Origin of the sequence: Ravibacter arvi (assembly GCF_039540405.1) — a bacterium.
In the GTDB taxonomy this organism is placed as follows: domain Bacteria; phylum Bacteroidota; class Bacteroidia; order Cytophagales; family Spirosomataceae; genus Ravibacter; species Ravibacter arvi.
The window spans coordinates 17,632-30,509 of sequence record NZ_BAABEY010000001.1 but is presented as its reverse complement, the minus strand read 5'-3'; the positions used below and the strand labels follow the sequence as shown (position 1 = coordinate 30,509).

Genomic DNA, 12,878 nt, shown 5'->3' with positions numbered 1-12,878 from the left:
AACATGAAATTTTGGAACTCGTACGGGTCAGAGCACTCCGCCAATCTGGTAATGATCGGCCATTTCAAAAGTAATACAGATGCTCAGGAAGCCCAAGAAGCGATCGAGAAAATCAAAGAACATCTGACAAGGACCGACGAGACCTACGAAGATGCCGAACGCTTTACCCAGCCAATGCTGGACGTGCTGAGGGATCTGAAAGTCTATTCGCTACAGCCACGAGAGATAAGCCAATTCACCTACGATGTTTCGACCAAACTGAAAGATGATAAGATAGTGATCACCACCGACGAATCCGATTTTTCGGCCTTCCTGAAAATACTAATCGAATATTCGGCGAAGGTGAAGGTCTATTCAGCCCATGACTATACAGAAACGGGCGAAGGCAGATAAGGAAAAATCATGGTAAACTGGAATATATTCGAAAGCCTACCCGGTAGCCAAGAGTATAATTTTGAGATTCTTTCCCGGTCGCTTGTATGGCTTGCCTACTCACGTTACGGGAGCTTCAGGGCTAAACTGAACCAGCCTGGTGTAGAATTTGATCTGAAGCTCGATACCGAATGCAGCCTTGGAAAACCTGCACAGCATTTCGGATGGCAATGCCGTTGGTATGGAATTGCTAGTGGGACGGACATCGGCAAGACCAGGCGAGGCAAGATCAAGGATGCACTCGAAAAAACAATCGAGGACATTCATGGGCTGACGGACTGGGTATTGTGGACCAGGCACACCCTTACTAAAAGCGATCAGGAATGGTTCTATTCGTTATCCGATACCATCAAATTGCACCTTTGGAGCAGCCACGAGTCCGAGATTCTGCTGAACACAGAGGCGGAACAATTGAAGCAGACCTATTTCGGGGAGTTGATCTTACGACCAGAGCAACTTGCTACTTTGCATGAACATTCTGTAGCACCCATCAAAAAAAGGTGGTTTCCGGAAGTACATCAGAAGGTGGATGCCGAACGCTCGGTACTGCGCATGCTCGGCAGAACTGCCGCTTGGGACGAACTGACCGAAGTTTCAACAAATATTATGGCACTGCACAAAGAAATGCGACTTAGCATCGCGACGGTACCGGCGGCTTTGAAGGAAATGACTGGTGAGTTCCTTAGTTGCATGGAATCCTACGCAGAGAAGCTTAAAGTCATTTTTAAAATGCTGGACGGCGGGGAGTTTATACATCTAAAGCAGTCCTTTCCTATTGAGCTGAGACAGCAGCTTCAGCAGTTAGCCGGGTTGCCCAGGAAGCTACGTGGAGCCAGGCTACAGATTGCGCTTATCGCCACCAATGCTATGGCTGACCTTAAGGAAGCCGATAGGTTATTGTCTAAAACTAAGAAATTTCTTGAAACTAGATTGGTCGGGATTGTAGCTGACGCCGGCTGTGGTAAAACACAACTTTCAGCTACCCTCACCACTCCTCAAGATAGCAGACCCGCGGGAATACTACTGCTCGGTCGGTTTCTGAAGCACGGCGGTTCACTCGATGATTTGGCGAGCAGGATAGTTATCAATGGTAAACCTGTTTCGAGCATGCAGGGACTTCTGGCTGCTCTGAATTCGGTGGGGGAGCGGGCAAAATGTATCCTGCCACTGGTCATAGACGGGCTCAACGAAGCAGAGGATCCAATGGAATGGAAGTTACATTTGAGTTCATTGAAAGTGATACTGGATCAATATCCCAACATTTTGGTTATCTGTACCCTCCGTTCAGGATCAAGGAGAGGGGATCGAGAGAGTGACTATGAATACGACTCTGAACAAGCAAAGCGTCACCCCTTCGTTGAACAATGCCTGCCTGACTATACGCTCACATTCGAAATTCCAGACTTTGGGGACGATATTGGTGACGCCATGGATAGGTATTTTGAACATTTTAAGATAGAGGCCCAGCCGAATCTGGTATATAATTACTTCCTTCGCCATCCGCTGACCTTGAGGATATTCTGCGAGGTGTGCAATCCCACGCGTGAAAAGCCCGTCGGGATGGAGGCCGTTCCGCGCTCGCTCGCTTCACTTTTTGAAAAGTACGTGGAGCTAGCCGCCGCTAGAATAGAAGAATTATCACCCTATCATTGCCGATACCGCCAAGCGGATATCACTGCCTATTTGGACAAGTTCGGCCAGGCTTTATGGGAAACCCACTCCCGGGAAGTACCCCAGGAGCAGTTCCGCGAAGACATCAAGGACCGCAGCAACTGGGACAATAGCGCAGTTAATTTTATGGAACAGGAAGGGCTTTTATTGAGAATGCCCGGGAATCTCCCTTATCAGTATCAGATCACTCCAACATATGATCTTCTAGGCGGATACCTGATCGCCAAATATATAATTTCCAAAAACGGAAGGGATACTATTGAATCTTGGATCAAAAACGAAACGACCGCCAAAGCACTGGATAACAATTATGAAACCCAACATCCCTTGAGGGATGATATCATTTGGTTTTTGACGGCGTTGCTGCCTCAATATCATCATATTCAGTTCTGGGAGGTGGTAGATAATAACCTACGCGACGAGGCGTTGGAATTAGCAATCTTGTTGGAGCCAAAATATCTGGATACCCAAACTACTGTAGCAGTCGCAGAGAGCATCAAAAAATCAGAGCCGAACTTAAACAAATATTTGGGACGGCTATATCCGATTCGTGTCACTGAAAGACACCCCCTAAATGTACTTTTTGTAGACCAGGTGCTGTCGTCGCTCGAGGTTGGCAAACGGGATCTTATTTGGAGCGAGTGGCTACGTAGAAATCAGCCTCGCTTCGAATCCGATCTTGACGGTATTATTTCCACTTGGTCCGCTGAAGTTCAAAAACGAATTCCAACCGACAATCTAATGGCGAGGTGGATCATGTGGATGTTGACCAGCACGAGCCATAGAATGCGACACAAAGCGACGCTTGCGTTGTACTGGTACGGAAGGGGCGCGGCCAAACAACTGTTCGATCTGGCGATCAGTTCCCTTTCCGTAAACGACCCTTACATACCAGAACGTATGCTCGCCGCAAGCTACGGGGCAGCCATGGCCCGCGCCTGTGATCCAGATAATTCTGAATTTTGCAATGATGTACTGCCTAATTTTGCAAGGCAAATTTATGAGCTGATGTTCAGTCTGAACGCTGAGAGCCTTTCGACTCACATACTTATACTGGATTATGCAAGAGGGATTATCGAGCTCGCGGAATCCCGGAACGCCGCACTATTTTCGCCTGAAGAGCTCAACGAAATCTATAAAACACCCAAGCCTTCCCAAGGTGATAAAAGTATAAGGAAATACCATAAGGAAACCGAACGAGGGCAGTCTCCATTTAGGATGGATTTTGAGAACTATGTGATCGGACGGCTTGTGCCCGGCAGGCGAAATTATGATTACGGCCACGAGGGATACAAGGATGTAAGGTCAAAGATCCTATGGAGGATATTTGACCTTGGCTGGTCTTTCAAGGCGTTTGAAACAGTGGAGCGCTCGATCGAAAACGTAAGAAACTCTTACCGGCATGAGGACAGCGATATCGACAAAACGGATCGTTATGGCAAGAAGTATTCCTGGATAGCCTATTTCGAGCAAAAGGGATTAATTGAACAATCTAATGAAGAAGATGAAGATATCTATCTGGACCGGCGTGAATCGGATGCGGACATCGACCCCAGTTTCCCTTACCCGCTCAGAGCCGATCGGATTATCGATATGGACACGCTGGGCAGTCCTGATATTCCGCCGCAGGAATGGGTCAAAAGTGGCGAGATACCAGATCTAGGTATTTACCTTCAGCAGGAGACATTGGGCGGCCTATCAGGTCCTTGGGTGCTTCTGGATGGGCACCTTGGGCAGAAGGATGAAAGGAGGGGGCGGAGTATGTTCGGATTTTTCAGGGCGTTTTTTGTTGCAAAAGACCAGCAGGCTGAACTGGTTTCACTGCTGGAGAAGCAGCGCCTGGGCGGGAGGTGGCTGCCAGAAAAATATGAAGAAAGCTGCGCGTTCGCCGGAGAAGTGCCATGGAGTAGCCATTTCGCGGATCAGCAACCGAATGAGCTTCGCTTTGTTGTGGCTGAAATCACTGTCGAGGAGCCAGAGGAAGTGGACAGGTTCTACTTGAACGAAATAGCTGTGGAGCTTTCATTCTTTGATAAGCTTCGTTTATCTGTTATTGATTTTTCGAGCGATGAAGACGATGAGAGACTTGAGCTAAGCGATGAGGATTTCGGAAAGCTGGAGATCAGGAAGGAAACGGTCATGGTGAAGCGCGTCCAGCAACAGACCCGCGATATCACGGTGATCCAACCAGTCTGCGACCTTGGTACGCCTGGGAAAACACTTTTTGAAGAATTCACTGGCGGCTCAACATTGAACAAAAAGCTGATCCAAATGCTGGATCTAACAACCATACCGCAGGGCAGGGATCTTCGCAATAGTTCGAGCGAGCAGGTTACTTTTCAGAACTTTTACGCAAAGAACTCGTCAAAAAACAATGAACGCCTGTTCTTCTTAAGAAAGGATCTACTGGACAGCCTGCTCGATCAATTGGGAATGTCTTTGGTATGGGCAGTGTGGGGGGAGCGCAAACTCTCTTTGGGACAGTTTGAAATGTGGGACCGGCGTAATCCGGGTGAAGATCAGGCTTATGCGGATTTTCAGCAGATACACGTCTATAGTTGAAGGTTGCAACCAGCCTGGACAGAGAAACCTTTGCCGACGGCCAGTTCACATAAAAAATCCCCGGGCAGACATAGCCTAGCCGGGTGGCACAGTTATCAATAACGACTCATTCGAGCCTCAAAGACTCAGTTCTAAACTCAAAATGGATATTCCGGAGTAAACTGGTTCTTCGTCACTTTTGGTGATATTACCAATGTTTGAGAAGAACCACTTACGTCGGAATAAACAATTTCTGAAATCAACAGCCTCATTCTTCAGTGAATCTGCGGAAGGACTAAAAAATACCGGTATAGATATTAGGTAAAATTATGCGTGTGCCTAAAGATCAAAAATGCCGCTTGTATTTTCTCAGATAAACAATCAGTAAAAGTTTTGAATGAAATAGTGGGTAAAAATTCTTCTCTAGTCAGTAAAGCTGAAATCCTAAAAATTAGACAGGATACTCTTTCTCCCGGAGTAGAGGTTAATAATGATCAGGATCACGAACTTGGTCTATTGCTTGATTCCAAATTCAATTCCAAGGTTTACCGTCTACTATCACTGTCGGATAGAATACTTTCATTTGATTCTATCAATAAAGCTAACTCTCGCGAGACATATAAGGCAGGTAAATTATCCCATAAATAACTCGGATTATTCTCGATAAACTTATTGACAATAAACTCTCCCTTTATTTTAGTATACTTGATTCCAACCCCGATCGATACGGCAGCACTATACATCAATTTCACCTTTCTGATCAACTCTTCTTTTATAATACCGCTTATTTCAATAGCACAATTAGTCATAAACGTCGACGTATGATCATCACCCAAAACTTCAATTTTCACTACATCACAATTGGATGATGCGTCAAAAAGATTACAAATACTTGATAAACCGTAGTAAGGCTTCGTCCTAGTCTTAAAGTAAGATTGTCTGCTATGCAATAATATTATTGTCGTCCCAAACACAAAAAATCGAGGTTCATCTAAACTGTGAAAAAATAATGAGTTAGTAAATTTTTCATTAATAATATCTTCACCATCCCTCTCTCCGCCAACTTTTAGAATAAACACGGCAATAAAAGCTGTTAACTCAATCGATTTTTTCAAATTCTGATCTAATTTATCTTTATCACTAGTCAGAATTTCCATCAAATATTGTTTAATCGGAATCAATTTCTTCGAAAATAGAGCTGAGTCGTAGTTAAAAATAGAGTATCTCCATATGTTCAAAAAATGGAACGCATAAAATAAATTGATACGATATCTATCCGTAATGAGGATCTCCAATACACCCTGAAAGTGATTTTTACTTTTTTTCTCCACCTCCCCAACCACTTCCGAAGAATACAAATCTTCAATATACTCAAACGATTTTTCACATTCCGAGCAAAACTCATTATCCACTGCAAAATCTCTCTCTCTTCCTTTCCCTATTAACTTTGAATGATATAAGCTTTCCATCTCCTCTCTCTTTATATCCAACACACTATCACCTATCTTTAGAGTATTACTAACTGTAGAGCCATCAAACGATAAATCAAAATAAAGCTCTCTATCTCTCCCTTTTTTTCCTGGCTCGTTAACAGATCTTCTAATCATTGAGTGAGCTAACAAGTGAGTATTACCCTTGTCAGCTTCTCTAGTCAAGCAAAATTTACAAATAGACATAACTTAAAATAGCAAACACGAACAACTTCAATAATCATTAACCGTGGTTCAGCAAAAGACAACGCAGCAGTCAGATTCGGCTGAAAAGAAACGTTGGCGTTGGGGTTTATAATTTCAATCCAATGGCTTCGATGAGGGATTATGGATATTGGGAGTTGTGACGAATTAATGGAAAACTTGGTCTAGTATCACTTTAAAAAATGTCAATAATACTAGGCTGCTACCGATAAGAACAAGTATTACAGACCACCTCAATGCCGCCATTTTATTTTTCAAATATGTTTTATACTCTTCAAGAGCAGCCACTCCATCAGAAGAATAGTTACCTGTTGACGTTAATCCAAAAATACAAAAAAAACCAGAACCAAACAATAACAACAAAGAAAACACATTTGACCAAACCAACCATACAGAACTAATATCCACATGGATTATCGACCCCTCAGATGTTGAAAGCTGAACTATGGAGGTAGCAATCATCAATCCAGAAAAAGCGAGTAAAGCACCTAACTTGGTAGATAGATCTTGATCTTTGAAACGTAGACTTTCTAGAACTTTATGTTGCTCTTCAGATAGTTTACTTAGTCTTTTTAATATTGAATCCATGATTAAATCGCTTCAACCGGCAGAAAAAAATATAAAAAATCAATGCTCCATTTTGATATATATATGGACAAGAAATAATGCTACGCGGCCTAAGCTGTCCAACCACATTATGGTCGTTGAATACCCGATACTCCCTACAAATAAACCGACAGATAAAATCTTGTTTATTGAACGATTCCTTCTCCCCTGAAACCATATACTCATCGTGAAGACTACAAGAGAATCTGCCACTTTGCTACAGCCTAACACAGTGCATATGTCACCTGGTGTGTACGGCTCACAAACCCTCAGTCCTTTTATTTTCTTTACTATTGTTTGCATTTTCTATTCTCGCTTGGCTACTTATTTATCCGACAAAAGTTTACCCCCATTCCGCTCTAATGTTTACCGGTCCCCATAGTTCACTGAGAATACGGTGATTAAAGAATAACAATTCTACGCTATTGTTTTCACTTTCTCAAGGACTTTCCTTGAATTTCTGTTATGGTGGCCGAAGCAGTCAATATGTCACGGATAGCCTCAATCGGCCAGGGCTGGTTCGTCTATGAACTCATACCAGTTGGGAAGCACCCTTTCAACAGCATATTCTGTCTCTTGCGTTCCGCTCCTAACTTGCCCGAAAAATAGTTTAGAATATTGAAAAGTGCGAACAGATGTGGAGTTTTATACGACAGACTGGGTTCACAAGGAGCCCAATAAAGCGTACTTAGACACTAAGAGTTCAAACTTATCTCGCGGAATCTGGCTCACCATTTGACTGAAAAGTGACATTTTTACTATTCGGAGAATCTTTGGTTATGTTTCTCAACTACAATTTAATACTTTCGAGTGAGAGTCTCTTTTTTAATGCGCTTTCAGGTTTTATTTCGGATACTTATGGTTATGTGACAAAAAATGACCAATGATTCCAATCAAGTCAATCTGCTCCCAACTCATCCAGAAACACCAACAAAGGCACCAGGGGTTCGATTCAGCCCAGTCCGGTGAGCGGGGCTGAATCGCAAGTTTCTTACGAAGTGAAAATAAATTACTTACTGCCATCTTATTGATTTGCCAAATCACTATCTTAGTACCACGGAATCATTGAACAACCAACCCGTGTCTAAACGAGTCAAATAATTCGGCTACCTTTTCGATTACCCATTACAAAGAATTGATATAAAATCCTGACTTACAGGTGCTTTAAAATACAAATTGCGACCCCAGCGGGATCACAGAGAACTCCCTTCCGTTACCGCGTTATTTAACAGCATCTATTTTCCAAGGTAATACGACAGTTGATCTCATTCTGGAGACTCATATTTCTCCAAAGCCTCTCTCAACTGTTCCCTGATCCTTTTACGAAGAATCCTTGGACCTAAAACGTGTATTCTTGGACCAAAACCAAGTATCTCCCTTTCCAGCTCGAAGTTCAAGACAACCTTAATACTGAAAATTTTCCCTCCTGCGTCTTCGCTCAAAACCCTCTGCGTAGGATGAAGCGGCTTGGTGATCAGGTAAGGAGCGTCTTTGTGATCCATCCTGAATATTACTTCACAGTCGCGCTGCCCCGGAGTTTTGGTCACGCCGATCACATCCGAATAATAGGTGGATAGATCGATTTGGGTATTTTCCCGGTGGGGCTCTCCGGTGTCTTCCCCAAAATCCTGTATCCGGTCCAAAGCCAGTGTGAGTAAAGGTGCATGCCGCTGGTGTGACAAGCCAAGCATAAACCACCGGTTCCGGTACTCTTTCAACAGGTATGGACTGAAGTGGAATGAGCTGGCCTGCCGGGCTTTGAACGATTGGTAAGTAAGATAAAGCGTTGTCCGGGCAACGATCGCTTTCCGGATGCCCTCAATATACTCCAGGCCGCGAAGGTGATCGTTCTTTTCAAAATCGATGACCGGGGCTGAATGTGTTTTACGGGCGTGTATCTTATCCTCCAGCCTGCTGACCATCTCGGTCAGGTCGGTAGAATGGCTGAAGCCCTTGAATTGCTGCAGCAGGCCCGATACTTCGGTCAGCACCTTCAGATCCTGGTGGCTCAACGGGATATGGGCGATGCTGTAGTTTTTGTCCGCATAACTGTAGTATTTCCGGTCGACTACAACAATAGGCGCTTCATAGCCCAGCTTGTCGCTTCGCATCATTTCTATATCGGCCTGGACGGTCCGCCTGCTCACACCTTTGTCGATCCCTTCAAACTCATACAAGGCGGCCGAGCAGGCTTCAATGAGATCGTCGAGGGTCCATTTCCGGAACCGGTTCTGAAGGCATTGGTCAATGGTACGGTAACGTATGAGGGCGTTTCGGTTGACAGGCATCGCAACTTTTTTAGAAAAGTAAGGAAATAAATTCAACTGCGCAAAAAGACTGCGCAGTTAGAGGTTTGGTTTGTAGCATCAAAATAAAAATACCTTTCATGGAAAGAGAAAAAATCAGCAATGGAGAATTAGGCGCTTTGGGAATCAGCGACCTGGACTTGCTGGTAGCATTCAGCCGCGTGGCCAACGGCCTGCTGAAGCACGAGGTGATGGACAAAGCCACTATTATGGCCAACCTTGAAGCCTTGATCGAGCACCCGGAACCTTATGCGCTGAAACGGAACGGTAAATTCAAGAATCTTGCCGAACGGATCGTTGAGTTGCGCGCGAAAGGTCAGTTCATCAAACAGGCCCGGAGCGTGCAGCAGTTAAAGGAGGAAATCATGACTTTCCCAGTCTTCGGCCCGGAACACATAGAAGTGGGCGCCCTGGCGCAGATGCGTACGGCTATCCAGTTGCCCATTGCAGTGGCAGGGGCATTGATGCCTGATGCGCACCAGGGCTACGGTCTGCCGATAGGTGGAGTACTGGCGACAGAGCCGGATACCATTATCCCCTATGCGGTTGGGGTGGACATCGCCTGTCGTATGTGCCTGAGCATCTTCGATCTGCCGGCAGCATCGGTGGAGCACGAAAAGCCAAGACTGGAAAAACTGCTGATGGAGCATACGCACTTCGGTATGGGGGCTAAAACGAACGTACACCTGGATACGACGCTGTTCGACCGCCCGGAGTGGAATGAAATCAAGACCGTAAAAGCGCTGAAGGATAAAGCTTATGCGCAGCTGGGTACCTCCGGAACCGGTAATCATTTCGTGGAATGGGGTGAGCTGACGATTACGGAAAATGCGCTGGACGGTATCCCCGCCGGAAGATACCTGGCCTTACTGTCCCATTCCGGTTCAAGGGGATTCGGCGGGAATATTGCCAATACCTATTCGGCCATTGCGATGCAGAAGACCCTGCTTCCAAAAGAAGCACGTCACCTGGCCTGGCTGGACCTTCATAGCGACGAGGGACAAGAGTACTGGATCGCGATGAACCTGGCAGGCGACTACGCTTCGGCTAACCATCATGAGATCCACAACAAGATCGCCAAAGGACTCGGCGTATCGCCGGTGAGACGCATCGAGAACCACCACAACTTCGCCTGGAAGGAAAAACTGGCCGACGGTACGGATGTGATGGTACACCGCAAGGGGGCAACCCCGGCCGGAGCGGATACCCTCGGGATTATTCCCGGCTCCATGAGCACCCCTGGGTTTGTAGTTCGTGGAAAAGGGAATGCTGAGTCGCTGCATTCGGCCTCTCATGGCGCTGGACGGTTGATGAGCCGGAGCGCGGCCCTTAAGACCATCGACAAGGCAGTGGTAGACAGGAACCTGAAGGAAAACCGCATTACGGTGATCGGATCCGGGCTGGATGAAGCGCCGATGGTTTACAAGGATATCTATGCGGTGATGGCCGCGCAATCCGACTTGGTAGAAGTCCTCGCCAGCTTCCAGCCGCGGATTGTCAGGATGGCCGATCCTAAAGAAAAGCCGGAGGATTAAAAAAAGTTTCAACTGCGCAGAAAGACCGCGCAGTTGAGTTTGAAATTTGAACATTCAATTAAAACAAAGAATGTCATGAGGTTTAATACAGTCAACAACGGGAGCATGCAGATTAAAAACTATGAAGGAGAGAAGACCTTCAGGCTTGACCCTGCAATGGAGCTATATACCGCCGTAGTGACGTGGTCTGTCAGTGATTCGTTTTACGAAAAGGATAATGATCGCCTGCTGCGCGTCAGGAAGCTGATAGCGGAGAATGATCCGTTGTTTGTCGCAAAGCTGGCAGTTTACACCCGTTATAAAATGTATATGCGGTCAGCGCCGCTGGTGCTGCTGACCGAACTGGCCCGGGTACATTCCGGTGACGACCTGGTGTCCAAAGCTACTGCAAAGGTCATTGCACGTGCTGACGAGATCACGGAGCTGTTGGCCTGTTACCAGGTCTTAAACAAGCGCAAAGGCTTTAAAAAGCTGGGTGGCCTGTCCAAACAATTGCAGAAAGGATTGTCTACGGCTTTTAACAGGTTTGACGAATACCAGTTTGCCAAATACAATCGTCCGGCCGAAATCCGGTTGCGGGATGCGCTTTTCATGGTGCACCCGAAGCCGAAAGATGAAGCGCAGCAACATCTTTTTAACAAAATTGCAGACGACAGGCTTGAAACACCTTATACCTGGGAGACAGAGCTGTCAGCCCTGGGCCAGGTTTCCTATGAGTGTGACGCTGAAAAGGAAGCTGCATTTAAAGCTAAATGGGAAGAACTGATCGATAGTGGGAAATTGGGTCACATGGCTACGCTTCGTAACCTGCGGAATATGCTGGAGGCGGGCGTATCTCACCCGCACATCCGCAAGGTAGCGGATCAGCTTTCTGCGCCGGAGAAAGTGGCTAATGCAAAACAATTCCCTTTTCGGTACCTGGCAGCTTACCGCGAGTTGCTGTCTTTGCCTACTGGAAAGAGCGGCCTTTCTGAAAAGCTGAAAAGTTTTTTCACCGGGAGTGATGGATATGTAGGCGAGCTACTGGAAGCGCTTGAAAAAGCTGTTGTTCAAAGTGCATCCGTGATAGCCGGGTTTGATGAAAATACCAGGATATTGCTTGCGTGTGATATATCGGGCTCCATGCAGAAGCCTGTCTCACCAAAGTCGAAGGTCCTGCTCTATGATGTAGGACTGATGTTGGCTATGCTGCTTCAAAGCCGGTGCAGGAACGTAAGGGTCGGGATGTTTGGAGATACCTGGAAGCTGATCCCGGTGCCTAAGAACAACGTCCTGGCAAATGTACAGGAGTTTTATAGGCGGGAAGGAGAGGTAGGCTACTCCACCAATGGTTTTCTCGTGATTGAGGATCTGTTGAAACAGAAAGTAGTAATGGACAAAGTGATGCTATTTACCGACTGTCAGTTGTGGAACAGCATGACCGGTACAAAAAACATCTACGCGTTATGGCTGGAATACAAACGTACTGTAGCGCCCGATGCAAGGTTATACCTTTTTGACCTGATGGGGTATGGACGCCCACCCGTACAGATCATCCAGAATGAGGTTTACCTGCTGGCCGGATGGAGCGATAAGATCTTCGGCGTGCTTGATGCCCTGGAAAACGGCGGAAAAGCGCTAGATGAAATCGAGCGTATCGACATTGCTTCGTGTTCCCCCGGCTTCTTGTGAAGGAGTTGGGGAATTGAGGCCAGACTGATTGATTTCTATCCATAAAATAAGGATGCCGTAAAAACGGGTTACTTCGCTAGCATTTGAGGGGGAGGGCATTGTATGGCAACATATGATGGAGGTTCGAGTCCTCAACGGCGGTCCCCCGTCTCGTTTTGCCTGTCGCTCCTTACCATTATTATAAAGAAATAAGAAGGTGTCGTAAATGTGTGTTACTTCGTGTCGCCAGTTCGAGTCTGGCTCCCGCCCTGGCGGGGTAGCTCAGTGGGTAGAGCAGAGCGCCGTAAGGTGTATATTCCATGCATTGCTTTTTTACCCTTCTTAACAAAATGAAAGATGCTGTACAGATGTAATACTTCGCTGGTAGAAGCTGTGAAAACAGCCCAGGTTCGAATCCTGAAAATGTACAGCTGGCTTGTCGC

General features: G+C 46.0%; 7 protein-coding genes. 4 read left to right on the top strand and 3 right to left on the bottom strand.

All coding sequences use genetic code 11. The features are described from left to right. Nucleotides 1–3 precede the first annotated feature (3 nt). Entirely contained in the window at nucleotides 4–393 is a 390-nt protein-coding gene (locus ABD852_RS00080; RefSeq protein WP_345025935.1) for a DUF6375 family protein, read from the top strand. Nucleotides 394–402: 9 nt separating this feature from the next. Then, complete coding sequence (locus ABD852_RS00075) at nucleotides 403–4,665, top strand: NACHT domain-containing protein (RefSeq protein WP_345025933.1); 4,263 nt, start codon at nucleotides 403–405, stop codon at nucleotides 4,663–4,665. A gap of 524 nt (nucleotides 4,666–5,189) precedes the next feature. Here ABD852_RS00075 and ABD852_RS00070 read toward each other — a convergent pair. The 3 genes from ABD852_RS00070 to ABD852_RS00060 all read right to left on the bottom strand — a co-directional run bounded on the left by ABD852_RS00070 (nucleotide 5,190) and on the right by ABD852_RS00060 (nucleotide 9,232). Continuing rightward, entirely contained in the window at nucleotides 5,190–6,251 is a 1,062-nt protein-coding gene (locus ABD852_RS00070; protein WP_345025931.1) for a hypothetical protein, read from the bottom strand. A gap of 234 nt (nucleotides 6,252–6,485) precedes the next feature. Beyond that, the gene (locus ABD852_RS00065; RefSeq protein WP_345025929.1) at nucleotides 6,486–6,926 is read right to left on the bottom strand and encodes a hypothetical protein; all 441 of its coding nucleotides are present in this window, start codon (nucleotides 6,924–6,926) and stop codon (nucleotides 6,486–6,488) included. Between the two features lie 1,283 nt (nucleotides 6,927–8,209). After that, the gene (locus ABD852_RS00060) at nucleotides 8,210–9,232 is read right to left on the bottom strand and encodes a helix-turn-helix transcriptional regulator (RefSeq protein ID WP_345025928.1); all 1,023 of its coding nucleotides are present in this window, start codon (nucleotides 9,230–9,232) and stop codon (nucleotides 8,210–8,212) included. A 98-nt stretch (nucleotides 9,233–9,330) separates the two neighbouring features. Here ABD852_RS00060 and ABD852_RS00055 point away from each other — a divergent pair, with 98 nt between their 5' ends. Together ABD852_RS00055 and ABD852_RS00050 are read left to right on the top strand one after the other, a co-directional pair. Beyond that, the gene (locus tag ABD852_RS00055) at nucleotides 9,331–10,785 is read left to right on the top strand and encodes an RtcB family protein (RefSeq protein WP_345025927.1); all 1,455 of its coding nucleotides are present in this window, start codon (nucleotides 9,331–9,333) and stop codon (nucleotides 10,783–10,785) included. A 75-nt stretch (nucleotides 10,786–10,860) separates the two neighbouring features. Further along, on the top strand, nucleotides 10,861–12,456 hold the full coding sequence (locus ABD852_RS00050; protein WP_345025925.1) for a TROVE domain-containing protein: 1,596 nt from the start codon (nucleotides 10,861–10,863) through the stop codon (nucleotides 12,454–12,456). The last annotated feature ends 422 nt before the right edge of the window (nucleotides 12,457–12,878 follow it).

What these genes read in the sequence shown, in the direction of transcription:
- ABD852_RS00075 (WP_345025933.1), top strand. Translation starts at nt 403, where the DNA reads ATGGTAAACTGGAATATATTCGAAAGCCTACCCGGTAGCCAAGAGTAT.
- ABD852_RS00080 (WP_345025935.1), top strand. Translation starts at nt 4, where the DNA reads ATGAAATTTTGGAACTCGTACGGGTCAGAGCACTCCGCCAATCTGGTA.
- ABD852_RS00055 (WP_345025927.1), top strand. Translation starts at nt 9,331, where the DNA reads ATGGAAAGAGAAAAAATCAGCAATGGAGAATTAGGCGCTTTGGGAATC.
- ABD852_RS00050 (WP_345025925.1), top strand. Translation starts at nt 10,861, where the DNA reads ATGAGGTTTAATACAGTCAACAACGGGAGCATGCAGATTAAAAACTAT.
- ABD852_RS00060 (WP_345025928.1), bottom strand. Translation starts at nt 9,232, where the DNA reads ATGCCTGTCAACCGAAACGCCCTCATACGTTACCGTACCATTGACCAA.
- ABD852_RS00070 (WP_345025931.1), bottom strand. Translation starts at nt 6,251, where the DNA reads ATGATTAGAAGATCTGTTAACGAGCCAGGAAAAAAAGGGAGAGATAGA.
- ABD852_RS00065 (WP_345025929.1), bottom strand. Translation starts at nt 6,926, where the DNA reads ATGGATTCAATATTAAAAAGACTAAGTAAACTATCTGAAGAGCAACAT.